This is a genomic window from Pseudomonas sp. NPDC078416, assembly GCF_050268485.1.
GTDB lineage: Bacteria > Pseudomonadota > Gammaproteobacteria > Pseudomonadales > Pseudomonadaceae > Aquipseudomonas.
The window spans coordinates 84646-109788 of the sequence record NZ_JBNNGV010000017.1; the positions used below are offsets into that span (position 1 = coordinate 84646).

At 62.4% G+C, this 25143-nt stretch carries 21 protein-coding genes; 11 read left to right on the forward strand and 10 right to left on the reverse strand.

Annotated features, from left to right (window positions below):
- Positions 1–752: 752 nt before the first annotated feature.
- On the reverse strand, positions 753–1628 hold the full coding sequence (locus ACQKEN_RS16095) for a LysR family transcriptional regulator (protein ID WP_427686925.1): 876 nt from the start codon (positions 1626–1628) through the stop codon (positions 753–755).
- 151 nt (positions 1629–1779) lie between these two features.
- On the opposite strand from ACQKEN_RS16095, the gene ACQKEN_RS16100 reads away from it, so the two are divergent.
- The gene (locus ACQKEN_RS16100; RefSeq protein ID WP_427686927.1) at positions 1780–3309 is read left to right on the forward strand and encodes an MFS transporter; all 1530 of its coding nucleotides are present in this window, start codon (positions 1780–1782) and stop codon (positions 3307–3309) included.
- Positions 3310–3322: 13 nt separating this feature from the next.
- On the opposite strand, the gene ACQKEN_RS16105 is transcribed toward ACQKEN_RS16100, so the two are convergent.
- Positions 3323–4471 (reverse strand): glycerate kinase, encoded by a 1149-nt coding sequence (locus tag ACQKEN_RS16105; protein ID WP_427686929.1) that lies wholly within the window; start codon positions 4469–4471, stop codon positions 3323–3325.
- A gap of 115 nt (positions 4472–4586) precedes the next feature.
- Positions 4587–5672: a CdaR family transcriptional regulator gene (locus ACQKEN_RS16110; protein WP_427686931.1), complete on the reverse strand. Its 1086-nt coding sequence runs from the start codon at positions 5670–5672 to the stop codon at positions 4587–4589.
- Between the two features lie 189 nt (positions 5673–5861).
- Here ACQKEN_RS16110 and ACQKEN_RS16115 point away from each other — a divergent pair, with 189 nt between their 5' ends.
- Positions 5862–7025 (forward strand): alpha/beta fold hydrolase, encoded by a 1164-nt coding sequence (locus ACQKEN_RS16115; RefSeq protein ID WP_427686933.1) that lies wholly within the window; start codon positions 5862–5864, stop codon positions 7023–7025.
- Between the two features lie 154 nt (positions 7026–7179).
- Here the strand turns inward: ACQKEN_RS16115 and ACQKEN_RS16120 are convergent, their stop codons facing one another.
- The gene (locus tag ACQKEN_RS16120) at positions 7180–7893 is read right to left on the reverse strand and encodes a FadR/GntR family transcriptional regulator (RefSeq protein WP_065988595.1); all 714 of its coding nucleotides are present in this window, start codon (positions 7891–7893) and stop codon (positions 7180–7182) included.
- A 346-nt stretch (positions 7894–8239) separates the two neighbouring features.
- Between ACQKEN_RS16120 and ACQKEN_RS16125 the strand changes: the two genes are divergently transcribed.
- The 5 genes from ACQKEN_RS16125 to pncA all read left to right on the forward strand — a co-directional run bounded on the left by ACQKEN_RS16125 (position 8240) and on the right by pncA (position 14215).
- A complete protein-coding gene (locus tag ACQKEN_RS16125; RefSeq protein WP_427686935.1) occupies positions 8240–9589 on the forward strand; it encodes an MFS transporter in 1350 nt (449 codons plus the stop codon).
- A gap of 86 nt (positions 9590–9675) precedes the next feature.
- Positions 9676–11019, forward strand: a complete 1344-nt coding sequence (gudD, locus tag ACQKEN_RS16130; protein WP_427686937.1) for a glucarate dehydratase — start codon at positions 9676–9678, stop codon at positions 11017–11019.
- A gap of 180 nt (positions 11020–11199) precedes the next feature.
- Positions 11200–11853: a DUF1345 domain-containing protein gene (locus tag ACQKEN_RS16135; protein WP_108119631.1), complete on the forward strand. Its 654-nt coding sequence runs from the start codon at positions 11200–11202 to the stop codon at positions 11851–11853.
- 594 nt (positions 11854–12447) lie between these two features.
- A complete protein-coding gene (locus ACQKEN_RS16140) occupies positions 12448–13416 on the forward strand; it encodes a D-2-hydroxyacid dehydrogenase family protein (RefSeq protein WP_427686939.1) in 969 nt (322 codons plus the stop codon).
- A 148-nt stretch (positions 13417–13564) separates the two neighbouring features.
- Entirely contained in the window at positions 13565–14215 is a 651-nt protein-coding gene (pncA, locus tag ACQKEN_RS16145) for a bifunctional nicotinamidase/pyrazinamidase (protein ID WP_427686941.1), read from the forward strand.
- Positions 14216–14446: 231 nt separating this feature from the next.
- Here the strand turns inward: pncA and ACQKEN_RS16150 are convergent, their stop codons facing one another.
- A complete protein-coding gene (locus ACQKEN_RS16150; RefSeq protein WP_427686943.1) occupies positions 14447–14932 on the reverse strand; it encodes an N-acetyltransferase family protein in 486 nt (161 codons plus the stop codon).
- A 188-nt stretch (positions 14933–15120) separates the two neighbouring features.
- Here ACQKEN_RS16150 and ACQKEN_RS16155 point away from each other — a divergent pair, with 188 nt between their 5' ends.
- The 3 genes from ACQKEN_RS16155 (at position 15121) to ACQKEN_RS16165 (ending at position 18364) form a co-directional block, all read left to right on the forward strand.
- A complete protein-coding gene (locus ACQKEN_RS16155; protein WP_074893185.1) occupies positions 15121–16044 on the forward strand; it encodes a formate/nitrite transporter family protein in 924 nt (307 codons plus the stop codon).
- Positions 16045–16311: 267 nt separating this feature from the next.
- On the forward strand, positions 16312–16995 hold the full coding sequence (locus ACQKEN_RS16160; protein ID WP_062387311.1) for a response regulator transcription factor: 684 nt from the start codon (positions 16312–16314) through the stop codon (positions 16993–16995).
- Positions 16973–18364, forward strand: a complete 1392-nt coding sequence (locus tag ACQKEN_RS16165; RefSeq protein WP_427686946.1) for an ATP-binding protein — start codon at positions 16973–16975, stop codon at positions 18362–18364. The genes ACQKEN_RS16160 and ACQKEN_RS16165 overlap by 23 nt, the downstream gene beginning before the upstream one ends.
- Before the next feature lie 78 nt (positions 18365–18442).
- Here ACQKEN_RS16165 and ACQKEN_RS16170 read toward each other — a convergent pair whose 3' ends face one another.
- The 3 genes from ACQKEN_RS16170 to katG form a co-directional block, all read right to left on the reverse strand.
- Complete coding sequence (locus ACQKEN_RS16170) at positions 18443–18601, reverse strand: hypothetical protein (protein WP_427686948.1); 159 nt, start codon at positions 18599–18601, stop codon at positions 18443–18445.
- Positions 18598–19317, reverse strand: coding sequence for a zeta toxin family protein (locus tag ACQKEN_RS16175; protein ID WP_427686949.1), 720 nt, complete (start codon positions 19315–19317; stop codon positions 18598–18600). The genes ACQKEN_RS16170 and ACQKEN_RS16175 overlap by 4 nt, the downstream gene beginning before the upstream one ends.
- A 499-nt stretch (positions 19318–19816) precedes the next feature.
- On the reverse strand, positions 19817–22087 hold the full coding sequence (gene katG, locus ACQKEN_RS16180) for a catalase/peroxidase HPI (RefSeq protein WP_427686951.1): 2271 nt from the start codon (positions 22085–22087) through the stop codon (positions 19817–19819).
- A 268-nt stretch (positions 22088–22355) separates the two neighbouring features.
- On the opposite strand from katG, the gene ACQKEN_RS16185 reads away from it, so the two are divergent.
- Entirely contained in the window at positions 22356–22817 is a 462-nt protein-coding gene (locus tag ACQKEN_RS16185; protein ID WP_133775734.1) for an Hsp20 family protein, read from the forward strand.
- A 39-nt stretch (positions 22818–22856) separates the two neighbouring features.
- On the opposite strand, the gene ACQKEN_RS16190 is transcribed toward ACQKEN_RS16185, so the two are convergent.
- Both ACQKEN_RS16190 and ACQKEN_RS16195 read right to left on the reverse strand, forming a co-directional pair.
- Complete coding sequence (locus ACQKEN_RS16190; RefSeq protein WP_427686953.1) at positions 22857–23711, reverse strand: amidohydrolase family protein; 855 nt, start codon at positions 23709–23711, stop codon at positions 22857–22859.
- Between the two features lie 54 nt (positions 23712–23765).
- Positions 23766–25055 carry an MFS transporter gene (locus ACQKEN_RS16195; protein ID WP_427686955.1) on the reverse strand — a complete coding sequence of 430 codons (1290 nt, stop codon included), beginning with the start codon at positions 25053–25055 and terminating at the stop codon, positions 23766–23768.
- Positions 25056–25143 lie beyond the last annotated feature (88 nt).

A 25143-nucleotide genomic window follows, 5' to 3' on the forward strand; every position in this document is an offset into this window, starting at 1 on the left:
ACCCCAAGTAACCAAGGGTGCTTGCTCCTGGTTGGGCTCCTCCTTCGTCGGAGTACCCTCACTTCGACGACGCTCCGTGGGCCCGCGCCGAACGGACATCCATGTCCTGACGGCGCTCTCGCGGCATCCATGCCGCTCGGCCCACTGCGCGTCGTCTGCGTTCGGCCTGCACCCAAGTCGCGATTGGCGGTGACTGAGCCTCTTGTGTATGAAGATCAAGATCAAAGGCTTCCCGGCTGAAGCCGGTCCTACAGTCGAGGTCGCCGCTACTATCTCTGATCGTTCCCACGCTCCGCGTGGTAACGCCGCCCCGGACGCTCCGCGTCCCTCAGACGACGCGCATTCGGGCCTGGGGAAGGGACGCGGAGCGTCAAGGGATGCATTCCCACGCGGAGCGTGGGAACGATCAACGGCGGGTTATCGTAGGACCGGCTTTAGGCGGGAAGCTTTTGATCTGCTTTAAACGTGCTTTTGATCTTATTCCGCAAAAAGTCCAGACGACGTAAATCGCGACTTGGGTGCAGGCTGAACGCAGGTCTCGCGCAGTGGGCCGAGCCGCAGGGATGCGGCGAGAGCGCCGTCAGGGCATGGATGCCCGTTCGGCGCGGGCCCACGGAGCGAGACCGGATTGAAGGAACCCCGACGCAGGAGGGGCCCAACCAGGAGCACAAGCCCTTGGTTACTTGGGGCTTTATCAAGTAACTCGCCGAAGGCGAAACAGTCTGCCTCCAGGCAGACGCCCTTGATCTTTCTCACAGCCCCCGCGCGCCTTTGACGTACTCAATAAACCTCATCACCGCCGGGGCCTTTTCGTGGCGTCGGTGGATCAGCGACAACGACGACGTCGGCTGGCAATCCTCGATCCGCCGATACACCACATTCGGCAAACGAATGTGATCAACCACCGACTCCGGCACCACCGCCACCCCCTGGCCAAGACTCACCAGCGCAATCACCGACACCAGCCCTCCCGGCTGCGGACCCAGCGTCGGCGCAAAACCGCCGTGGGCCGCCACCTCCAGGGTGCCGGAAATCTGCTCAGGCAGGATGAACGTCTCGTTCTGCAGGTTCACCCCATGGATAACCTTCAGTTTGCCCAGCCATGAACTGTCCGGCAGCGCCAGGGCAAAGCCCTCGGTCAGCAGCTGCACGGCGCTCAAAGAGTCCGGCAGCTGCATGGGAGAGCGGATGAATCCCACATCCAGCCGACCCTCTTCGATCAGCCGCGGCAGCGTCGGCATCAAGTGCTCGTTGATGCTGAACTCAACCTCCCCATAGCGCTCACGAAACTGGCTGACGTGGCGCTGCAATACCCCGGAAAACACCGCTGAAGCGACGTAGCCCAACTCGATCCTGCCGGCCTCGCCACGGCCGGCGCGCTGGACGTTGTATTGCGCGGTCTCAAACTGCCGCACCGCCAGTTCGGCCTCGATCTGCAACGCCCGCCCCGCTTCCGTCAGCCTCACCTCCCGCTGTTCCCGCAGAAACAGTCGGGTGCCCAGTGCGTTCTCCAGGTCCTGAATCTGCCGCGTCAGCGTCGGCGGCGCGATGCCCAGTTGCTCGGCGGCGCGTGTGAAATGCCGATGACGGGCAACGGCCAGAAAGTAGCGAAAGTGGCGGATTTCCATGGAGCGTTACCTGACAGGTAATGAAAACGCGAGTGGCGGGTAACAAACCATAGCGCATATCCGCTTAACCTGTTCCCACACCGGCCAACCTCGCTCGCACCTCACCCGTCTTCGTTAGCCAGCACCTAACAACCTACCGGAGCCCCGACCCATGTCTCGACCCAGCCCCCGAATGACCCTGCTCACGGCCTCCGGCGTGTGCGCCTTGATCGTGCTCGACACCAATATCGTCGCCGTCACCCTGCCGAGCATCGCGCGGGATCTGGGCGCCGGGTTCGCCGACATCGAGTGGGTGGTCAGCGCCTACATGCTGGCCTTCGCCGCGCTGTTGCTGCCGGCGGGCAGCCTGGCCGATCGCTTTGGGCGCAAGCGCATGCTGATCACCGGACTGGTGCTGTTCATTCTGGCATCGCTGGGCTGCGGTGCGGCGCCGGACATTCTGTTCCTCGACATCGCCCGGGCGATCAAGGGCGTCGGCGCGGCGCTGCTGTTGACCTCGGCGTTGGCGACCATCGGCCACGTTTTTCACGATGAAGCCGAGCGCGCCAAAGCCTGGGCGTTTTGGGGAGCCTGCATGGGCGTGGCGATGACCGCGGCGCCTACAGTGGGCGGGCTGATCGCCGATCTGGTCGGCTGGCGCTGGATTTTCTACCTCAACCTGCCGGTGGGCTTGGGCTTGCTGCTGATGGTGTTGCGTAACATCGAGGAGTCGCGCAACGAGCAGTCGGCGCGTCTGGACCCCTGGGGCAGTCTGTTTTTCAGCGCCAGTCTGCTGAGCCTGATCTGGGGCCTGATCGAAGCCAACCGAATCGGCTGGGACCACCCGCTCACGTCTATACGCCTGGCTGCGGGGGCGGTGCTCCTCGTGCTGTTCATCATCGCCGAGCGCCTGCAACGGCGGCCGATGGTCGACTTGCAGCTGTTCAACTACCCGCGCTTCATCGGCGCGCTGCTCGGCATGTTCGCCTACGCCGGTTGCGCCCAGGTGATGATGACGCTGCTGCCGTTTTACCTGCAGAACGGCCTGGGCTTCAGCGCCATCGATTCGGGGCTGGGGATGCTGCCGTTCGCGATCACCATGCTGCTGTTGCCGCGCTTCGGGCCGACGCTGTCACGGCACTTGTCGCCGGCTGCCATGATGGCGCTGGGCCTGACCCTTGTGGGCATCGGCAACCTGCTGTGCGCGTGGGCTGCGGGGATTGGCGGCTACCCGGCGTTCGCGGCGGCGATGGCGGTGACCGGTGCTGGCGCAGGTTTGCTCAATGGTGACACGCAGAAAAACATCATGGCCTGCGTGCCCCGCGAACGCACCGGCATGGCGTCAGGGATGAGCACGACCATGCGTTTCAGCGCGATCATGCTGGCGATCGGTGTCTACGGCGCGCTGCTCGCCAGCCATACGCTCGGCTCGCTGAAGAGCACACTGGCGAACGTCGCACCCCACCTTCTCGATCAGGCCGAGCACATCGCCTCACGGGTGGTGGCCGGCGACATGAACGCTGCGCTGCAAACCGTCGATGCCAGCGCGCGGGGAATGATCCAGCCGCTGGCCCGGGAGGCCTTTGTCTCGGGCTTCGGCTCGGTGCTGTGGGTGGCGGGCCTGATCGCCCTGTTCGCGGCGGTGCTGGTGGGCACGTTAATGCGCAAGCCGATTCCACTGATGCATCTGAAAACCGCCTGATCCCGGGGATCGCTCACGCGGAGCGTTGGCGAGCAGCGAGGGCCCACACCCGGGCCAGATCCCGCGCGCGGTCATGGAGCAAGGTCGCGGCGTTGGCGCAGGCGAATTCCAGCGTCATCGGCCCGCTGGTCACGGCGAAGGCGGCGCTGATGCCGTGGGCATACAGGTCGGCGTAGCCCTCGCCCAGTGTCCCGGCCAGCACGATGACCGGCACGTTGTTGCGCTGAGCCATCCGGGCGACGCCGAAGGGGGTTTTGCCGCGCAGGGTCTGGGCGTCGAAACGGCCTTCGCCGGTGATGACCAGGTCTGCGCCCTCCAGTGCGTCGGCCAGCCCGGTCAGGTCGGCCACCACCTCCACACCGGGGCGGAACGATGCGTTCAAATAGGCCTTGGCGGCGAAGCCCATCCCGCCTGCTGCGCCGCTTCCCGGATATTCGCTCTCGTCCCGACCCAGTGCCTGAGCCGAGTGCTCGGCGAAATGCCCAAGGGCTTCGTCCAGCGCCAGCACCTGTTCAGGGGAGGCGCCCTTCTGCGGGCCGAAGATGTGCGACGCGCCTTGCACGCCGCAGAGGGGATTGTTGACGTCGGCGGCGACCTCGAACTGGACGCTGTTCAGGCGCGGGTCGAGCCCTGTCAGGTCGATGCGCGCCAGTTGTGCCAGGGCCAGGCCACCGGGAGCGAGGGGCTGGTCGTCGTGATCAAGGAAGCGCGCGCCCAGCGCCGACAGCATGCCGGTGCCGGCATCATTGGTCGCGCTGCCGCCGATGGCCAGAATCACGCGCTCGGCGCCAGCGTCCAGGGCGGCCTTGATCAGCTCGCCGGTGCCGAACGTGCTGGTGACCGTCGCGTCGCGCTGTTCCAGGCTGAGCAGTTGCAAGCCGCTGGCCATGGCCATTTCGATGATCGCCGTGCGCGTTTCCGCCAGCCAGCCCCACTGCGCCTGCAAGGGCTGAGTAAGCGGTCCGCGGACCTGATTGCTCATCCACTCACCGTCGCAGGCGGCCAATACCGCTTCAATGGTGCCCTCGCCGCCATCGGCCATCGGGCACTCAATCAATTGCGCGTCCGGCCAGACGTCACCGAGCCCGGCAGCGATGGCATGGGCGACACTTTGGGCGCTGAGGCTGTCTTTGAACGAGTCCGGGGCGATGACGATTTTCATAGTGTTCTCCTTGTCTGATGGCCGATCTTCGCACTGCTGTGCCGCATTGCCGCCTCACGCTTGCACAACGCGTGACGCCATCCGTTGTTCATACGAACAAACGCGAGACCCCGCGCTACCTCGGGACCATCTGCGCGCCAAGGTACAGGCGCAGGAGGTCTTCGGTCCGGTAGGGGTCGCAACCGGTCAGTTCGGTGATTTTCTCGAGCCGGTAACGCAGGCTGTTGCGATGGATGCCCAGCGCATCGGCGCACGCCTGGCTTTCGCCGCTGTAATCGCACCAGGCGCGCAGGGTGTCGAGCAACTGCGGGTTGTCGTGCAAACGCTTGACGGGTTCGGCGATGCCTTCAGCCAACCAGTCGTGGCGGTTGCGCCAGAACAGCAGCGCGACGCGATGGCTGGCCAGACGCAGCAGTTTGACGGCTGGTCGCAGGTGACGTGCGTAATCGAGCAGATCGCGGGCGGCGGTGCACGCGGCGCGCAGGGAGGCCAGATCCGCCGAAGGTTCGACGGTCGCCATTCGCTGAACGGGCCAGCCCTGTTCGTCGAAAAGCGCCAGCAGCAAGGCGTCGTCGCGGTCCTTGCCCACCGCGCGGCACCAGTAAACAAGACCCGGCTCGCACGGCAGGCACCAGCTGTTGGCGTAACGCCCCATCAGCCACGCACCCATGGCAGCGGCATAGGTCGCGGCTTCAGGCAGTTCGAGCAAGACGGCCTGGCGCGGCAGCTGCGGCTGCAATCCCAGTTGTTCTGCTTCGGCGACCAGGTGGAGGGCGCCCTCGCCGAGCAACAACCGTGACAGCAAGTCTTCACTGCGTTGATGCCGCCACTGCTGATCGGCCTGCTGGCGTCGATGCTCCATCAGCATCTCGGCGGTCATCTTCACCAGCTCTGCGTAGACCCGCACGTCATCGGGCTCGCCGGTGATGCCGAGCACGCCGATGAGCTTCTCATCCAGCATCAACGGCAGATTCACCCCCGGCCGTACGCCGTCGAGCTGCCGGGCGGTGTGCGAATCGATCTCCACCACGCGGCTGTTGGCAAGCACCAGCTGCGCCCCTTCATGCCGGGTGTACAACCGCTCCGCCTCGCCGCTGCCAATGATGATGCCCAGGTAATCCATGACGTTGACGTTGCACGGCAAAATCGCCATCGCCCGGTCGACGATGTCCTGGGCCAGCGCGTGGTCAAGGGCGAACATGGGGGGTGTCTGCACAGCGAAGGGATTGAGGGTTCATACACATCAGGTCTTGTTTTTGTGGGTGGAGGGAGTCTGCCTGAATTTTTCCAAGACTTCTCGCGCCAGTCCTGAGTGCATCGATATCCAACAGCGAGAGGCCGTGGCAGAGTGCGACCATACCTTTATGGCCCTATCGAGTAATGACTATTTATGTTGAGAACTGCCATCAAAAAGCTGCACCGTCTCACCCTCCTCCTCTCCGCCCTGACCCTTCAGGCCTGCGCCTCCACCGAGATGCCTTTGGGGCAGGCGAGTTTTGCCCAGTATCGCCAGCAGACCATCGCCTGGATGGAGCAGAACCGGACTTTTCAGACGCCTGATCACCCGGCCGAGATCGAGTGGAATGCACCTCGGGAATGGCGACCCAGAGTGCCAGCCACACGGGGGATTTTATTGGTCCATGGCCTCGGGGACTCCCCTTGGTCGTTCAATGACGTCGGCGAGTCCCTCGCTGCGCAAGGGTTTCTGGTGCGCACGGTGTTGCTGCCGGGGCATGGCAGCAAGCCGGCGGACATGCTGGATGTGACGCTCAAACAGTGGCAGCAGGTGGTGCGCGAGCAGACGCAGATTCTTGAGCGGGAGGTGCCGACGGTGTATCTGGGCGGGTTTTCGACCGGTGCGAACCTGGTGCTGGATTACGCGTACGAGCACCCGAATATCGCCGGTCTGGTGTTGTTCTCTCCGGCCTTCAAACCCGAAAACACCTACGCCTGGGTTACCCAATACATCGGCTGGTTTCGCCCCTGGCTGGCGAAACCGGATGATGGCGTGCGCCCGATGCAGACGCCGGTCCGCTACCTGAACGTGCCCACCAATGGATTCGCCCAGTTCTACCGCAGCGCTTTGTTGGCCCAGAAGCACCTCGACAAAAGGGCCTACGACAAACCGGTGTTCGTCGCCATCACCGAGCACGATTCGGTGCTGAATACCGGTTACGTGCTGGACACCTTCAACGCGCGCTTCACCCACCCGCTCAGCCGACTGATCTGGTATGGCAACGAGCCGGCTGCGGCGCAGAAAAATCCGAGGGTGCGGGTGCGCAACGATTTCCTGCCGGAATACCGCATCGCCCAGTTCTCACACATGGGGCTGATGTTCTCACCTGCAAACCCGTTGTATGGGGTGAACGGCAGCCAGCGGATTTGCTGGAACGGGCAGGAATCTGCTGCCATGCAGAAATGCCTGAATGGCGAGCCGGTGTGGTATTCCGATTGGGGCCATCGTGAACCGGGCAAGGTGTTCGCACGGCTGACGTTCAATCCCTATTTCGAGTGGCAGTCGGGGGTGATGATGGAAGTACTGGCGTACCCATAGTGGGACCGCGCACGCAGTAGGACCGGCTTCAGCCGGGAAGAGGCCGGTGTGAGCGCCACGAATTATGCGGTGTGACGCCCGACGCTTTCCCGGCTAAAGCCGGTCCCACTATGGGCTCAAGCCAGTCCCAGTGAAGGAGCGCATCAGCTGTCGGTCACTCAACCGGCGCCAGCCGCTCCCGGCTGTTGCTCAGGTGAGTCCACATCGCGGCGCGGGCGGCGTCGGGGTCCTGGCGGCGGATGGCGGCGAGGATGGCTTCGTGTTCAAGGTTGGCCAGATACGCACTGTGGGTGAGGCTCGCCCCGGCCCGTTCGCTGGTGGCAATGCGGCTGCGAGGGATGACGGCGATGCCGAGGTTCTGCAGGATCTCCACGAAATAAGGATTGCCGGTGGCCTCGGCGATCAGCAGATGAAAGCGCCGGTCCGCTTCGACGCAGCTGTCCTCTTTGGCCAGCAGGTCCTGATAATCATCCAGCGCGGCGCGCATCGCCGTCAGCTGTGCCTGACTGCGGCGTTGCGCGGCCAGGGCGACGGCCTGGGTTTCCAGGCCCATGCGCAGCTCGATGATATGCCGCACGCTGAACGCCGTTTCCACCTTCAGGTGCAGCCCGCTCTGCTCCGAACGCGCCAGCACATACGTGCCTTTGCCCTGATGGGTCTCGACCAGCCCGGACGCCTGCAATTTGGAAATCGCCTCGCGCACGACGGTGCGGCTCACGCCATGCTCGCGGACGATCTCGCTCTCCGAGGGCAACTTCGCACCCGGCGCAATGGTGCCCATCAGAATCCGCTGACTCAGGTCGGTGACCAGGTCCGTCGCCAGGCTGTGCTGGCGTCGCTTGGGTGGCAAGGGTCCGGTGCTGTTCAAAAAAAAGTCGTCCTATAAGTACAGAAAAGAACAGCGGCCGCCGAGGCCTGCCGTCCACTTGTATTTTCCTGGCGGCGAAGTCTCGAAGTACGACCCAACTCACCCGCTTGATGCACAACAGGAACCGGCCAGAGCCCCGAAAACAGAGCCACGCAGCAGCGCACCCCCACTCATCCAACTTGTCAGACAGGTGAGCCTAGCCCGATGAAATACATCCCGCAACCCCCGCAAATACGGTTGCCAAGAAGATCATTACTTGTATGATGACTGGCAACAGGGCTACACACCTTGTCACACACAGCGTGCTTAATTACCCGCATAAAAATAATCAGTGGGAGTTACCAGAGTGAACACATCCTCATCACGGGCGGATGACGCCACCGATTCCGTCCTGCAGTCGGCGGTCTCGAAAGTCAAACGACACATCCTGCCGCTGTTCGTCATCATGTTCATCGTCAACTACATCGACCGGGTCAACATCGGCTTCGTGCGTAGTCACATGGAACATGACTTGGGTATCGGCGCGGCCGCCTACGGCTTCGGTGCCGGCCTGTTCTTCATCGCGTATGCGATGTTCGAAGTCCCCTCCAACATCCTCTTGCAGAAAGTCGGCGCGCGCATCTGGCTGACCCGCATCATGCTGACCTGGGGCATCGTCGCCGCCTGCATGGCGTTCATTCAGACCGAGACCCACTTCTACATCCTGCGCTTCCTGCTGGGCGTGGCCGAAGCCGGGTTCTTCCCGGGCGTGATCTACTACTTCACCCGCTGGTTGCCCGGCGTGGAGCGTGGCAAGGCCATCGCCATCTTCCTCAGCGGCTCGGCCTTCGCGTCGGTGATCTCCGGCCCGCTCTCCGGCCTGTTGCTGCAGATCGACGCGCTGGGCTACCACGGCTGGCAGTGGATGTACTTCATCGAAGGCATGTTCTCCGTCGGCCTGTGCTTCTTCGTCTGGTTCTGGCTCGACTCCAAACCCCACGACGCCAAATGGCTGACCGAGGCCGAGAAGGACGCGCTGGTCAACACCATCGACGCCGAGCAGAAAGCTCGCGAAGCAGCGAATCCGGTCAAGCTGTCCATCGGCGAGCTGCTCAAAGACCCGCAGATCATCCTGTTCTGCCTGATGTACTTCTTCATCCAGCTGACGATTTACGCGGCGACGTTCTGGCTGCCGAGCATCATCAAGAAGATGGGCGACCTCACCGATTTCCAGGTCGGCCTGTTCAACTCGATCCCGTGGTTCATCGCCATCGTCTGCATGTACGGCTTCGCCTCGCTGTCGGCGAAGTGGAAGCACCAACAGGCGTGGGTCGCCGTCGCGTTGTTGATCGCGGCAGCAGGGATGTTCATGTCCACCACGGGCGGTCCGGTGTTTGCCTTCGTTGCCATCTGCTTCGCGGCGATGGGCTTCAAGTCGGCGTCGTCGCTGTTCTGGCCGATCCCCCAGGGCTATCTGGATGCTCGGATCGCCGCCGGCGTCATTGCGTTGATCAACTCGGTGGGCAACCTCGGCGGCTTCGTCGCGCCGACCACCTTCGGCATCCTCGAACAGCAGACCGGCTCGATCCAGGGCGGCCTGTATGGCCTGACCGTCACCTCGATCATCGCCGCGATTCTGGTGTTCACCGTGCGCACGACGCCCAAGCCCGGCGCGGTGCCGGTGGCCAAGGTCGACGTCACGCCCAGCCACACCTGAGCCAGGCGCTCCAAGCGCTGAACTCGAAGTTCTGAACCCTTTAAAGACAGCGCCCCGCCGCGCCCGGTATTACCAAGGATTTAGCCATGAACACACAGACTTCCGGCAGCACCCCCGTCATCACCGCAATGCAGGTCATTCCGGTGGCTGGCCACGACGACATGCTGCTCAACCTCAGCGGCGCCCATGGTCCGTATTTCACCCGCAACATCGTCATCCTCAAGGACAACGCCGGCCACACCGGCGTGGGTGAAATCCCCGGCGGCGAAAAAATCCGCCAGACCCTCGAAGACGCCCGTTCCCTGGTGGTCGGCAGCAGCATCGGCAATTACCAGAAGATCCTCAACGACGTGCGCCGCACCTTCGCCGAGCGTGACGCCGGCGGGCGCGGCCTGCAGACCTTCGACCTGCGCATCACCATCCACGCGGTCACCGGCATTGAAGCGGCGGTGCTGGATCTGCTCGGTCAGCACCTGGAAGTGCCGGTCGCGGCGCTGCTCGGCGAAGGCCAGCAGCGTGATGAAGTGAAGATGCTGGGCTACCTGTTCTACGTCGGTGACCAGACGAAAACCAACCTGCCCTATCGCACCGAGGCCGACGCGGACAACGAGTGGTTTCGCGTTCGTCACGAAGAAGCGCTGACCCCGGAAGCCGTTGTGCGCCTGGCCGAAGCGGCGTACGCGCAATACGGTTTCGAGGACTTCAAGCTCAAGGGCGGCGTGCTCAGCGGCGATGCGGAAATCGAAGCCGTCACGGCGCTGGCCGAACGCTTCCCGAAAGCGCGCATTACCCTCGATCCCAATGGCGCCTGGTCGCTGAAAGAAGCGGTGCGTCTGTGCCGCGATCAGCACAAAGTGCTGGCCTATGCCGAAGACCCCTGTGGCGCCGAGAACGGTTATTCGGGTCGTGAGGTGATGGCTGAATTCCGCCGCGCCACCGGCCTGCGCACCGCCACCAACATGATCGCCACCGACTGGCGCGAAATGGGTCATGCCATCCAGCTTCAATCGGTGGACATCCCCTTGGCCGATCCGCATTTCTGGACCATGCAGGGTTCGGTGCGGGTCGCCCAGATGTGCCACGAATGGGGCCTGACCTGGGGCTCCCATTCCAATAACCACTTCGATATTTCCCTGGCAATGTTCACCCACGCGGCCGCCGCTGCGCCGGGCAACATCACCGCCATCGACACCCACTGGATCTGGCAGGACGGCCAGCGCCTGACCAAGGCGCCGCTGCAGATCATCGGCGGCAATGTGCAGGTGCCGAAGAAGCCCGGGCTGGGTGTCGAGATCGACATGGACCAGGTCGCCAAGGCCCACGAGCTGTACAAAGGCATGGGCCTTGGCGCACGGGATGACAGCGTGGCGATGCAGTTCCTGGTGCCAAACTGGACATTCAACAACAAGCAGCCTTGTCTGGTGCGCTGATCCACTGATTTCAACCGGTCGGGCCGTCGTTGAAAACACGGCTGCACGGCCGGCTGAACAGATTCACCTAAACTGCCAAATGGCGACCGGCGCGTAACCCCTTGCGCGCCGTTTTTCTTCATCTTCTGCTGTAGCGGCCGCGTGCTAATGTTCGCGCATCTCACTGCCGTGAAGTCCTCCATGTCCCGCCTTGCCAAGACCCACCCCCGCCTGACCATCGCCACCCTGGTCGGCGTCGCCGCCGGTATCGCCTCCGCGTTCGTTGCTCCCGACATTTCCGTGATCAGTAAATGTCTGATCGGCTGGAACGTCGCCGGCTGGCTGTACATGGCGATGATCATGCGCCGCACGTTCAAATCCACCGCGGAAGACGTGCGCCGGGTGGCCGAAATCGAGGACGAGAACGCTGGCGTGGTGCTGTTCGTCGTGTGTGTGGCGGCCATTGCCAGCCTGGCGGCGATCATCCTGGAACTCGCCGGTATCCAGGACATGAAGAACGCCGACAAAGCGCTGCATTACGCCTTCACCGGTTTCACCATCCTCGGCTCCTGGCTGCTGATCGGTGTGGTCTTCAGCCTGCATTACGCGCGGGTGTTCTACACCTGGAGCGGCGAAAAGCCGGCGCTGCGCTTTGCCGACGGCGAAGAAAACCCGGACTACTGGGACTTCCTGTATTTCTCCTTCACCCTGAGCGTCGCCGTGCAGACTTCCGACGTCGGCGTCGCCACCCGCGGCCTGCGCAAAGTGGTGCTGGCGCAGTCGCTGATCGGGTTTGTGTTCAATACCTCGATTCTGGGGTTCTCGATCAACATCGCGGCAGGGCTGTTTAACTGACGTTCTTGCAGGGCCGGATGGCTGGCGAACCCATTGTGACAGCCAACATTTTCGCCGCTGACCCTACGCGTTCGCCAGCAAGCCGGCTCCTACGGATCGAGTTGAACCGGTCAATTGCGCAAAGCATCGCGGGCAAGCGCGCTCCTGCACCGGTTTGCGGTAGGTGATGCATCGTGGTCAGACGCAAATCCGTAGGAGCCGGCTTGCTGGCGAACGCGGTGGTTCTGAGCCGAAAGTGTCGACTGACGAAACCGGTTCGCCAGCACGCCGGCTCCTACGGATCGAGTTGAACCGGTCAATTGCGCAAAGCATTCGCGGGCAAGCGCGCTCCTGCACCGGTTTGCGGTGCGTGATAATTCGTGGTCAGGCGCAGAACCGTAGGAGCCGGCTTGCTGGCGAACGCGGTGGTTCAGAGCCGGAAGTGTCGACTGACGAAACCGGTTCGCCAGCAAGCCGGCTCCTGCAGATCGAGTTGAATCAGTCAACGCTGGTAAGGCGGGTATGCAGAGTGGGTGCGGGGTTCCAGATTAAGCCGCTCAAGCGTACTGTGAGCGCCACAAAATCCAACATCGCTGCTGAACGAGGCCTCGCTCAATGACTCAGGATTCCGTGCTGAAGATTGCCGTACTCGATGACTGGCAATCGGTCGCTGAAAACGTTGTGGACTGGACCGTGTTGAAGCCGATCGGCGAGGTCAGTTTTCTGCATGACTATCCGGCGGACACCGACGCCATGGTCGCCCGCCTCAAAGACTTCCAGATCCTCTGCGTGATGCGAGAACGCACGGTTTTCGATGACACCCTCCTCAGTCAGTTGCCGAACCTGAAGCTGCTGGTCACGGGCGGCATGCGCAACGCGGCGCTGGACCTCAAGGCCGCCGCGCGCCTGGGCATCACCGTGGTCGGCACCGACAGCTACAAGTACGCCGCGCCGGAGCTGACCTGGGCGCTGATCATGGGCGTGACCCGCAACCTGGTCGATGAGGCCAACTCCCTGCGCGCGGGCGATTGGCAGATCGGCATCGGCAGCGACTTGTACGGCAAGACCCTGGGCATCGTCGGCCTGGGCAGCATTGGCCAGAAGATCGCCCGATACGGCAAGGCCTTCGACATGAAGGTGATTGCCTGGAGCGAGAACCTCACTGCTGAACGCGCGGCTGAGCATGGCGTGACCTACGTCAGCAAACAGGCACTGTTCGAGCAAGCGGACGTGGTCTCGGTGAACCTGGTGCTCAGCGAGCGCAGCCGCGGGCTGGTCGATGCCGAGTCGCTGAACCGGATGAAGCCAACGGCGTATCTGGTGAACACTGCGCGCGGGCCGATCGTCGACGAAGACGCGCTGATCGAGGTACTCAGGCAGAAGAAAATCGCCGGTGCCGCGCTGGACGTCTACAGCGTCGAGCCGTTGCCCGCCGATCATCCTTTCCGCACGCTGCCAAACGTCCTGGCCACACCCCACGTGGGCTACGTGACCGAAAACAACTACCGGATGTTCTTCAGCCAGATGATCGAGGACATTCAGGCCTGGCACGCCGGCGCGCCGATTCGGGTGTTTGCCCAATAGCCTGATGAATTCCAGGAATGGCCGGCCTTTGATCAGGGGGCCATGTTGTGACGCCTGACAGGAAATTCGCGGGCAAGGTGGCGCGCCATCCCGGTCGCCCCTACAGGGATCATTAACAAGCCCCACCCTTGTATGAAGGACTCAGATGATGAACACGCCGCTTTCCCGATTGCCCTCCGCCCCCCGTGCCGCATTGCTGGTGATCGACATGCAATACGACTTCATGCCCGGCGGCGCGCTGGCCGTGGCCGAAGGCGATGCACTGGTGCCGCTGATCAACCGCCTCGGCGCGCAGTTTCGCAACGTGGTCATGGCCCAGGACTGGCACCCGCGCGGGCATGTGTCGTTTGCCTCAAGCCACGCAGGCCGCGCGCCGTTCGACAGCATCACCCTGCCCTACGGCGCGCAGACGCTGTGGCCCGATCACTGCGTGCAAGGCAGCCACGGTGCCGAGCTGCATGCCGATCTGGACATCACCCATGCGCAACTGATCCTGCGCAAGGGCTGCAACGCCGACATTGACAGCTATTCGGCGTTCGTCGAAGCCGACCGCACGACGCGCACCGGGCTGGCCGGCTATCTGAGCGAGCGAGGCATCGACAGCGTGTTCGTGGTCGGTCTGGCCCTGGATTTCTGCGTGGCCTGGACCGCGCTGGACGCTCGGGCGGCGGGATTCAATACCTGGGTGATCGCCGATGCGTGCAAGGCCATCGACCTGAACGGCTCGCTGGACCAGGCCTGGAAAGACATGGCCCTGGCGGGGGTTAACCGGATCGACAGCGTAGACCTCACTGACTGAACGCAACATCCCCTGTAGGAGCGTGGCTTGTCCCGCGAAAGCGTCAGACCCGTCACCGCCCAAGTGAATGACTCACCTCTGTCTCTGTAGGAGCCGGCTTGCTGGCGAATTGCGGTGTGCCAGCCGCCCTCTTGGTGTCTGTACTGACGCATTCGCCAGCAGCCGGCTCCTACAGTGGCGCGCTCCGATATTGCCCCTCGACGTTCGACGCCGCTCCACCCGTAAAACGCCTCAACCCTCCCCCAACGCAAAGCGCTTCAGCCCTTCCCCCTCCATCCGGTAGCGCACCCACTCGTCTTGCGGCTCGGCGCCGATCGATTTGTAGAAATCGATCGCCGGCCGGTTCCAGTCAAGCACGCTCCATTCCAGCCGTCCGCAGCCGCTGTCGTGGGCGATCCGGGCCAGGTGGCGCAACAGCTTTTTGCCGGCGCCGACGCCCCGTTGCGCGGCGGACACGTACAAATCCTCGAGGTACAGGCCCTTGCGGCCCAGCCAGGTGGAGTAGCTCAGGAAGTACACGGCGAAACCGATGGGCTGGCCGTCCAGCAGGCAGATCAGCGCCTTGGCCGGCGAGGCTTCGTCGAACAGGCTGCGCTCGATGTCGGCGACGCTGGCCTTGACCTCGTGCTCGGCTTTCTCGTAGATCGCAAGCTCGGTGATGAAGCCCAGAATGACAGCGGCGTCGGCACGGGTGGCGTCGCGGATGTGAAGGGTCAAAAGAGGTTCTCCCAAGTCAGTGAAAAGGCTGCCGCCGTTGGCGAACGACGGATAACGGATTGTGTCTGAAGCATCAGCGCCGCGCAGCAAGCATGTACAAGCGAACCGCCGCCTCCCGAGCGCTCGTCTACCGAGCACTCTCACAAAGAACACGCTTAGACGTGCATTGACCTATCCAAAGGATCGCCATGGAACACGAACCAGACGGCAAGACCCCCGGCCTGACGCCGGAAGAAGAACGCGACATCGACGAAAACCAGCCGCCCCGCGCCGCCGTCCTCCACGAAACCATCCGCATGCAGGGCGATCAGGAGCTGGAGCGCAACGTCGCCGCCCTGTTCTGGTCGGCCCTTGCGGCCGGGCTGACCATGGGCCTGTCATTGATGGCGATGGGTTTGCTGAACTCGCGCCTGCCCGATGCCGAAGGCTTCAAGGTCATTGCCAGCCTCGGCTACTGCGCAGGCTTTCTGGCGGTGATTCTTGCCCGTCAGCAACTGTTCACGGAAAACACCCTGACTGCCGTGTTGCCGGTGATGAGCAAACCGACGCTGAACAATGTCGTGCGTCTGTTGCGGCTGTGGACCGTGGTACTGGTAGGCAACCTGTGCGGCACGTTGCTGGTGGCCTACGTCATGCTGCACCTGCCGATCTTCGACACCAAGACCGATCAGGCCTTCCTCGAAATCGGCCGCAAGGTGATGGAGAACGACACCTGGCAAATGTTCTCCAAAGGCATCATTTCCGGCTGGATGATCGCCACCATGGTGTGGATGATCCCGTCCATGGAATCCGCCAAGGTCGCCATCATCGTGATGATCACCTACCTGATGGCGCTGGGGGATTTCACCCACATCGTGGTCGGCTCCGCTGAGGTCTCGTATCTGGTGTTCGCGGGTGAGCTGCCGTGGAAGGATTTCTGGATGATCTTCGCCGGCCCCACACTGGCCGGCAACATCATCGGCGGCAGCTTCATTTTCGCGTTGATCAGCCACGCGCAGATCAGAAGCGAAGGCGAAACGCCGGAAAAGAAAGGCAAGAAGAAAGCGCTGGACGAAAAGCTGAAGCAAGAGCTGCGTGAGCCCAAAGCCGAGTCCGATCGCAAAGGCGTGTAAGGCAACTGTAGGAGTGACCGGGGTGGCGCTCCACCTTGCTCGCGAAGCGTCCGACCAGACAAACCATGGTCGCCTGACAGAATGCATTCGCGAGCAAGCTCACTCCCACTAATCGACAGCACGATCAGATTTCTCCAGCGCGCCCCTCGGCACGCTCGCTAGCACCAAACAGCCCCTCATGCCCTTCTTAAATTATTTTTAAGAAATCCCGACTACGTTTAAAGGCAAAATGCAGCCTTCTGTCCTTTCACGTGGCCCTGACCTCACATGACGCGAATTCTGACAATCGAAGACGATGCCGTCACCGCGAAGGAAATCGTTGCCGAACTGAGCAGCCACGGCCTGCAGGTGGACTGGGTCGACAACGGTCGCGAGGGCCTCGTCCGCGCGGTCAGCGGCGATTACGACCTGATCACCCTTGATCGCATGCTGCCGGAAGTCGACGGCCTGGCGATTGTCACCACCATGCGCGCCCTGGGCATTGCCACGCCGATCCTGATGATCAGCGCGCTGTCGGACGTCGATGAACGCGTGCGCGGGTTGCGTGCCGGTGGGGATGATTACCTGTCCAAACCCTTCGCCTCCGACGAAATGGCCGCGCGGGTGGAAGTCTTGCTGCGTCGCAGCAATCCAGGGACCCAGGCCGAGACCATGCTCAAGGTCGCTGACCTCGAACTCAATCTGATCACCCGTGAAGCCAGCCGCGCCGGGCAGCCGCTGAACCTGCTGCCCACCGAATACAAGCTGCTGGAATTCCTGATGCGCAACAGCGGGCAGATCATCACCCGCATGATGATTTTCGAAGAAGTCTGGGGTTACCACTTCGACCCCGGCACCAACCTGATTGACGTGCACATCGGTCGCTTGCGCAAGAAAATCGATCCCCCTACCCTGACGCCGCTGATACGTACCGTTCGAGGCTCAGGTTATGTCATTGCCGAACCCGTCTAAGGGCTGGCGCTCCTCCAGCAGCCGGCTGCTGGCGCTGTACAGTTTTTTGTTCGTGGCCTGGAGCAGCATCCTCATGGGGGTGCTGTACTGGGAAGTCACCAGCTACCTCAACACCCTCGCCCGTCACTCGTTGATGCAGCGCCAGCAGTTGTTCTCGCGCTTTGAAGGCGCGCAGCTGGACGATGCGTTGCGCAGCAGCGACAAATTCGACATACGCTCGGTCGACGCATACGGGCTCTTCGACAAGGACATGAAGCCCATCAGCGGCCCGATCCAGAGCATTCCCGACGGCCTCAAGCTGACCGGGGAAATCCAGGAACTGGACACCTGCATCGATTCCGACGACCCGGATCTGCCCAGCTCGGGCTGCGACGCCGTGGCGATCCATACGCTGGATGACCGCTGGCTGATTCTGGTGCGCGATAACGGTTCGTTGTTCGCCGTGACCACGCTGATCCTGCGCGCGCTGCTGTGGGGGATTTCGCTGACGATCATTCCGGGTATCGCCGGCTGGCACTTGCTGGGACGCCGCCCGCTGCGACGCATCCGCGCGATCCAGGCCAGCGCCGAAGCGATCGTCACCGGAGACCTGGCCCGTCGCCTGCCGGTGTCGGACCGCCGCGACGAACTGGACATGCTCGCCGACATCGTCAACGCCATGCTCGACCGCATCGAGCGGCTGATGAATGAGGTCAAGGGCGTCTGCGACAACATCGCTCACGACCTGCGCACTCCGCTGACCCGGCTGCGCGCGCAGCTTTATCGAATTCAGCAGCAGTCGCCGGAAGATTCGGCACTGGGCGAACAGATGGCCCAGGTGATCGCCGATGCCGACACGCTGATGGCGCGCTTCCGCGGACTGCTGCGGATTTCCGAACTGGAAGACCACCAGCGGCGTTCGGCCTTCGGTCAGCTCGATGCGCAACCGCTGCTGCAGGAGCTGCACGACTTCTACCTGCCGCTGGCCGAAGAAGGCCGCGTCTCGTTGCAGCTTAAAGTCGCCGAGCACTTGCCGCCGCTGGTGGGTGACCGCGCGCTGCTGTTCGAGGCGCTGTCGAACCTGCTGAGCAACTCGATCAAGTTCACCCCGCCGGGCGGGCAAGTGCTGCTCATCGCCCGTGCCGAAGGTGACACCACCTTCATCGAAGTCCAGGACACCGGCCCCGGCATCCCCGACGCCGAACGCGAGGCGGTGTTCAAGCGCTTCTATCGCAGCGAAAACGGCAATCAGCAAAGCGGTTTCGGCCTGGGATTGTCCATCGTCGCCGCGATCGTCAACCTGCACGGCTTCAAACTGCGCATCGGCAGCAGCCCGTCCGGCGGCGCAAGTCTGGTGCTGGAATGCCGGCGGGTGCTGGCGTTGGGGTGAAGCGTTGAGCTGCAAGCTGCAAGCTGCAAGCGAAGACGACAAAGCCGCCTCAAGGGCGGCTTAATCTATAGAGGGGCGTTACATTTTCCGGGCTTGCTCGATGATCTTTTCCTGCCGCGCCCAGGCTTTCTCCATGACCTCCAGGTAAACCCGCTCCTTCTCCTCGAAGGTGGCGTTGCGGACGAAGTCGGAAAGTGTCCTTTTCAGCTTTGGTAAAGGCGTGTCAGACGATTTCATTTCAATCCCTCGTGTGATTTGAGTATCCCTAGCAGTGACACGGGATCGTAGTTTTCGCGGATATGATCGTCAACACACTGAACATTTTCCTCATAAAGGCGAGTACCACCGCTGTCGTTTTTGAGAAGCACATCAACGGTGACTGCATGGCCGAACTCACTTTTCAGCCGGTTCACTGCATCCCTAGCGCTGAAGTACTGCCTGACGAATTCGCTTAGCGGGATATTGCGGCCCTCGACCTGTTCTCTGGCGGTGACGAATTTCCAGGCCAAAGCCGGGTTCTGATACACGTAGATGATGAGCACAAATCTTCCGCGCCGAAGGGACCTGCGGATGTTTCGCGAAACAATATCGAAATTTGCTGACGTCCCATCCAGCAAGAATGACTGCTTTTGCTTCAGTGCCTGGTCGTGAAGTTTTTCAACCAAAGCTGAAACGGCATGTTGGAAAAGGTAGGCATTTCCGCCGGTATAGGACGGAATCTCTGCTCTCAGAAGATCAGGATCAATCCGTACGCTAGATGACTCGAATCGGTTTAGGAATTCGATTGATGTCTCGGTCTTTCCTGCGCCCGGGGATCCCGCCATGAAGATTGAGACGGGACAGTCATCGGGCGCGTAAACCAAAGGATCCGTCAGCCTCTTTGCTATCTCCTTCCTGTTCGCCTTGGCAAAGGCCACAGCCTCTTCTGAAATTCGTCGATCATCTGCATCCACAGTCACCCATCCTTTTTTATGAAGTCACGACAATCCAGCGCCGCGCAGTATTCGCGAGGGTTTGGACTACGCCTATCCGACGTCACAAAACGAAACAGGATGCGCTGGTGAGCATTCACACCTCCGCATCAGCGGATGCGATGCCTTGCCGAACAACGGTTACCGGTTACCTCGCACATCCGTAGGAGCCGGCTTGCTGGCGAACCCGGGTTACCCGCCACCATCGACGTGACTGACACGCCGTGTTTGCCAGCGAGCCGGCTCCTACAGTGGATTTCGGCAGAGCCCAAAAACAGTGTCGAACCGCAGGGGTGTAGGAGCGCGCTTGCCCGCGAATTGCGGTGTGTCAGGCGGGTACGATGTTGAGTCGGCCGACGTCTTCGCGGGCAAGCGCGCTCCTACAGTGGATCTCGGCAGCGCCCAATATCCGTGGAGAAAAACAACGCCTCCACAAGGGAGGCGTTGGTTAGGACGCGCTGAAGGCTAAAGACGCCTGACCTCAGGCAAGATCAAAGCGGTCCAGCTCCATCACTTTGGTCCAGGCGGCGACGAAGTCCTCGACGAACCTCTCTTGCCCGTCCGCACTGGCGTACACCTCGGCCACAGCCCGCAACTGGGCGTGTGAACTGAACACCAGGTCGACCCGGGTGCCGGTCCATTTGACCGTGCCGGTGTTGCGGTCGCGGGCTTCGAACAGCTGATCGCCGCCCGACACACCTTTCCACTCGACGCCCATGTCCAACAGGTTTTTGAAGAAGTCGTTGCTCAGCGTGCCCGGCTTTTCGGTCAGGACACCGTGCTGGCTGTGCCCGGCGTTGATGTCCAACACGCGCAAGCCGCCGATCAAGACAGTCATCTGCGGCGCCGTCAGGTTCAGCAACTGCGCCTTGTCGACCAGCAGTTTCTCTGCCGAAACGCGGTAATGGCCTTTGAGGTAATTGCGGAAACCATCGGCGATGGGCTCCAGAAAACCAAAGGACTCGACGTCGGTCTGCTCTTGGGAAGCATCCGCGCGCCCAGGGGTGAAAGGCACGGTGATGTGGCGGCCGGCATTTTTCGCCGCCAGTTCGATACCCGCGCTGCCGCCGAGAACGATCAAATCAGCCAGCGAAATCTGCTTGCCGCCGGACTGGGCGCCGTTGAATTCACCGCGAACACGCTCCAGTGTTTGCAGCACGCCGGCCAGATTGGCCGGCTGGTTGACGGCCCAGTCTTTCTGCGGGGCCAGACGCAGACGGCCGCCATTGGCACCGCCGCGCTTGTCGGAGCCCCGGAAGGTGGACGCCGCCGCCCAGGCAGTGCCGACCAGTTGCGAAACCGACAGCCCTGACGCGAGGATTTTTTCCTTGAGCGAAGTCACGTCGTTGGCGTCCACCAGCGGGTGGTTGACCTCGGGAATCGGGTCCTGCCAGAGCAGTTCTTCCCTTGGCATTTCCGGGCCGAGGTAACGAGCCAGCGGCCCCATGTCCCGGTGGGTCAACTTGAACCAGGCGCGGGCAAAGGCATCGGCCAGCTGGTCGGGGTTTTCGAGGAAGCGTCGGGAGACCTGCTCGTAAGCCGGGTCTACGCGCAGCGCCAGATCGGACGTCAGCATGCGCGGTTCCTGGCGCTTGGCCGGGTCGAAGGCATGGGGGATCTTGCCCGCGCCAGCGCCATCTTTCGGTCTCCATTGATGGGCGCCGGCCGGGCTCTTGGTCAGCTCCCATTCGAAGCCAAACAGGTTTTCCAGATACTCGTTGCTCCACTGGGTCGGGGTCGACGTCCAGGTCACTTCAAGACCACTGGTGATGGCATCGCCGGCCTTGCCGGAGCCATAGGTGCTGCGCCAGCCCAGCCCTTGTGCTTCAAGGCCTGCGGCTTCCGGCTCTGGGCCGACGTTGTCAGCGGGACCGGCACCGTGGGTCTTGCCGAAAGCGTGGCCGCCAGCGATCAGGGCGACGGTTTCCTCATCGTTCATGGCCATGCGACCGAACGTCTCGCGGATGTCCCGCGCCGAGGCCGCCGGGTCTGGCACACCTTCCGGACCTTCCGGGTTTACATAGATCAAGCCCATCTGCACGGCGGCCAACGGGTTTTCGAGATTGCGCTCGCCGTTGGCGGTGCGGGTCTGTTCTTCGCTGTGGTGCTCGGGTTCGGCAACCAGTGTGCCCTCGCCCGGCTGTTGCATGTCCTTGTGCGCGCCGTAGCGGTCTTCACCGCCCAGCCACGTGGTTTCGGCGCCCCAGTACACGGCCTCGTCCGGTTCCCAGACATCGGCGCGTCCACCCGAGAAGCCAAAGGTTTTGAAGCCCATGGATTCCAGCGCGACGTTGCCGGTGAGCACGATCAGGTCGGCCCAGGAAATCTTGCTGCCGTACTTTTGCTTCACCGGCCAGATCAGCCGGCGTGCCTTGTCGAGGTTGACGTTGTCCGGCCAGCTGTTGAGCGGCGCGAAACGCTGCTGCCCGGCCCCGGCGCCGCCACGGCCATCAGCGGTACGGTAGGTCCCGGCGCTGTGCCAGGCCATGCGAATGAACAGCGGACCGTAGTGACCGAAGTCGGCCGGCCACCAGTCCTGGGACTGGGTCATCACTTCCAGCAGGTCGCGTTTGACGGCGGCAAAGTCGAGGCTTTTGAATTCTTTGGCGTAGTCGAAGCCCTCGCCCATCGGATCAGTCAATGGCGAGTGCTGGTGCAGGATCTTGAGGTTCAGCTGGTTCGGCCACCAGTCACGGTTTGTGGTTCCGCCCCCGGCTGCGTGGTTGATCGGGCATTTCGATTCGGTCGACATGGTCTACTCACCTTCTTGTTTGCTTTTTACTTTCGGCCATCAACGAGACAGACAGCCCAGGCTAGCACTCGCACAAGACTAGCCGACTCAGGCCAGTCGTCTAATAGGCAAATGTTTGGGCGACGATAGATTGATTCTGTTAGCGGAGTATTTAACGGAGGTGCTTGTATTTTCTGGCGCTTGAGCTCAACTCTAACGACAGAATCAAGTGCAGAGCCGGCGTCGACCGGCGTCTTGATCACCGTGGCAATCTCCAGGAGATTCAGGCATGGCCACCACCGCTTCACTGGCCCCGCTGTTCCGGCAATCAGTGGGCTTTGATCGCTTCAACGATTTTTTTGAATCTGCCCTTCACAGCGAGATCAACGCCAGCGGCCCCCCTCACAACGTCGAACGATACGGCACCGATCATTACCGGATCGTGATTGCCACGGCCGGGCTTGCCGCCGCCGACCTTGACCTGACCCTGGAAAAAAACGTACTGACCGTTTGCGGGGGTGAGGCGCACACCGATGGCGGCGTGACGTACCTGCATCAGGGCATCGCCCACGGCCCGTTCCGCCTGGTCTTTCATCTGGCCGACCACATCGAGGTGCAGGGCGCGACGTTCAAGAACGGTTTGCTGATCGTCTTCCTGTTGCGGGTTGAACCCCAAGGGGCCAAGGCGAGACGGATCAGCATTCACAGCCCCGGGGACGATCCCGACCGGCCACACATCAGCCGGCCGTGATCAAGATGAAACTCGCGCCCTGGCCGGATCAGGCCTCGATCAGATTGCAGGCAGCGCGAAATCAAACAGCACCTGGGGCGCCTCGATAAGCAGGGAGCGCATCAATGGCGCGGTGCAGCCCAGCGCCTGCAACTGCTCGACCACCGAGCCGTAGCTCACCGCATTTTCATGCTGGGTGTGGGGCCAGTCACTGCCCCAGACCAGCCGCTGCTGGCCGAACGTATCGACCAGCAACGGCAGCGCGGCACGGGCGAAATCGAGGTTCTCTTGCACGCTGCCTTCCAGACGGTAAATGCCCGAGACCTTCATCCACAGCTGCCCGCTGCGGCCCAGTTCCAGCATCTGGCGAAAGCCCGGCTGATCGAGGCCCAGGCGAGCGTCAGGTCGGCCGAAGTGGTCGATCACGATCTTCGTCCCGAACGGCATGAGCCCGGCCAGCAGCATCGGCATATCGGCGACCTGGCGGTGCACTTCTACGTGCCAGTCCAGCGCGGCAATGTGCCTGAAAAACGCCTGCCACGGCGGTTCGGAAAAGTCCGGCAGCGCCTCGCCCATCAGGTTCAAACGCACGCCAACGACGCCCAGCTGATCCATTTCTTCCAATGCGGCACGGCTGATGTCGCGCTCGACCACCACCACGCCGCGCAGCTGTTCCGGCGCCTGCTGAAGAGCGTCGAGCAAGTAGCGGTTATCGGTCCCGAGAAAGCTCGGTTGCACCAGCACGCCGTGGCTCAGGCCATGCTGATGAAGTTGATGTCGGTACATCGCCAGCGTGGCGTCGTAGTCCGGTGAATAGCGTCGTGCCGATGTCAGGTCCAGCTCCCTGCTGAAGACGTGTGCGTGGCCGTCGATACCAAGGATCGACGCGGGGGAGGCGGAAAAGAGGTCGGACATGGATCTCATCTGTCAAAAGATGCGCGACGCAAAGAGCGTCGCGCGGAAGGAAAGTCAGGCGCGGGCGGTGTCGCTGCGTGTGTCCGCGACGGCGCTGGCCGTGGGGCCGGGTTCCAGGCTGCGACCGCGGGTTTCCGGCAGGCACAAGGCGGCAATCACCGCAACGCCATAGGCGATCCCGGCGTCGATGCCGATGGCCGAACCCAGCGACATCGATTCACTCATGTGGCCCACCAGAAACGGGAAGACCGAGGACAGCACGCGGCCGAAGTTGTAGCAGAAGCCCACCCCTGCCCCGCGGACGTCAGCCGGGTAAAGCTCGTTGAACAGCGCGCCAAGGCTGGCCGGGATGCCGGCGGCGAATAAGCCCAGCGGGAAACCGAGGAACAGCATTTGCGTGTTGGTCAGCGGCAGGAACACGTAGCACTGCACGGTGACCACGCAGCACAGGGCGAACAGCACGATGTTCAGGCGCCGGCCAATGCGGTCGATCAGAAAGCCGCTGGCGATACAGCCACACCAGAACGCCACGATGATCACCGCCAGGTAGCCGCCGGAGTTGAGCACAGAAAGATTACGCTCGGTTTTCAGGAAGGTCGGCAGCCAGGTCATCACCGCGTGGTAACCGCCGTGGGCGCCGAGGCCGAGCAAGCCGCCGAGCAGCGTCACGCGGATCAGTTCGGGCCGGAAAATGCCGGCCAGTGACTTGAAGAAACTCTGCGGAATGACGTTGTCTTTTTGCAGGCGCTGGAAGCTGTCCGGCTCCTCGACGTTGCGGCGCACCCAGATGATCAGCAGCGACGGCAGCAGGCCGACCAGGAACATCACCCGCCAGGCCATGTCCTGGGGCACGAACGAATAGATCAGGGTAAACACGCCGACGGCCAGGCCCCAGCCCACTGCCCAAGCGCTCTGCACGGTACCCATGACCTTGCCGCGGTATTTCGGGTTGATGGTTTCGGCCATCAACACCGCGCCTGCGGCCCACTCGCCGCCAATGCCGAAACCCTGCAGCGCCTTGACGATCAGCAGCGAGCTGAAACCGGTGACGAACGCCGACAGGAAAGTGAAGAACGAGAACCAGAGGATCATCCACTGCAGCGTGCGCACCCGGCCGTAGCGGTCCGAGAGCGTGCCGCCGACCCAGCCACCCAGGGCCGAGGTGATCAGCGTCACGCCACTGATCAGCCCGGCGTCGCCCTTGCTCAAGGCAAACGCGGCGATCAGCGCCGGGATCGCCAGACCAAACATCTGAACTTCCAGGGCGTCCAGCGACCATCCGCCGAAGCAGGCCCAGAACGTTTTGCGCTCCCGAGGAGTGACTTGGCGATACCAGTTGAACATGGTTTTTGTCCTTATAGTGTGAAGCAGCAGGTGCTGTAGAGCCCGCTCTGAGTGGCGGGCTTGGGTGCAGATTCGGCGGTCGACGGCG

What these genes read in the sequence shown, in the direction of transcription:
- ACQKEN_RS16105 (WP_427686929.1), bottom strand. Translation starts at nt 4,471, where the DNA reads ATGAAAATCGTCATCGCCCCGGACTCGTTCAAAGACAGCCTCAGCGCC.
- ACQKEN_RS16135 (WP_108119631.1), top strand. Translation starts at nt 11,200, where the DNA reads ATGTCCCGCCTTGCCAAGACCCACCCCCGCCTGACCATCGCCACCCTG.
- katG (WP_427686951.1), bottom strand. Translation starts at nt 22,087, where the DNA reads ATGTCGACCGAATCGAAATGCCCGATCAACCACGCAGCCGGGGGCGGA.
- ACQKEN_RS16100 (WP_427686927.1), top strand. Translation starts at nt 1,780, where the DNA reads ATGTCTCGACCCAGCCCCCGAATGACCCTGCTCACGGCCTCCGGCGTG.
- ACQKEN_RS16185 (WP_133775734.1), top strand. Translation starts at nt 22,356, where the DNA reads ATGGCCACCACCGCTTCACTGGCCCCGCTGTTCCGGCAATCAGTGGGC.
- ACQKEN_RS16110 (WP_427686931.1), bottom strand. Translation starts at nt 5,672, where the DNA reads ATGTTCGCCCTTGACCACGCGCTGGCCCAGGACATCGTCGACCGGGCG.
- gudD (WP_427686937.1), top strand. Translation starts at nt 9,676, where the DNA reads ATGAACACACAGACTTCCGGCAGCACCCCCGTCATCACCGCAATGCAG.
- ACQKEN_RS16170 (WP_427686948.1), bottom strand. Translation starts at nt 18,601, where the DNA reads ATGAAATCGTCTGACACGCCTTTACCAAAGCTGAAAAGGACACTTTCC.
- ACQKEN_RS16165 (WP_427686946.1), top strand. Translation starts at nt 16,973, where the DNA reads ATGTCATTGCCGAACCCGTCTAAGGGCTGGCGCTCCTCCAGCAGCCGG.
- ACQKEN_RS16115 (WP_427686933.1), top strand. Translation starts at nt 5,862, where the DNA reads ATGTTGAGAACTGCCATCAAAAAGCTGCACCGTCTCACCCTCCTCCTC.
- ACQKEN_RS16095 (WP_427686925.1), bottom strand. Translation starts at nt 1,628, where the DNA reads ATGGAAATCCGCCACTTTCGCTACTTTCTGGCCGTTGCCCGTCATCGG.
- ACQKEN_RS16160 (WP_062387311.1), top strand. Translation starts at nt 16,312, where the DNA reads ATGACGCGAATTCTGACAATCGAAGACGATGCCGTCACCGCGAAGGAA.
- ACQKEN_RS16140 (WP_427686939.1), top strand. Translation starts at nt 12,448, where the DNA reads ATGACTCAGGATTCCGTGCTGAAGATTGCCGTACTCGATGACTGGCAA.
- ACQKEN_RS16190 (WP_427686953.1), bottom strand. Translation starts at nt 23,711, where the DNA reads ATGTCCGACCTCTTTTCCGCCTCCCCCGCGTCGATCCTTGGTATCGAC.
- ACQKEN_RS16195 (WP_427686955.1), bottom strand. Translation starts at nt 25,055, where the DNA reads ATGTTCAACTGGTATCGCCAAGTCACTCCTCGGGAGCGCAAAACGTTC.
- pncA (WP_427686941.1), top strand. Translation starts at nt 13,565, where the DNA reads ATGAACACGCCGCTTTCCCGATTGCCCTCCGCCCCCCGTGCCGCATTG.
- ACQKEN_RS16155 (WP_074893185.1), top strand. Translation starts at nt 15,121, where the DNA reads ATGGAACACGAACCAGACGGCAAGACCCCCGGCCTGACGCCGGAAGAA.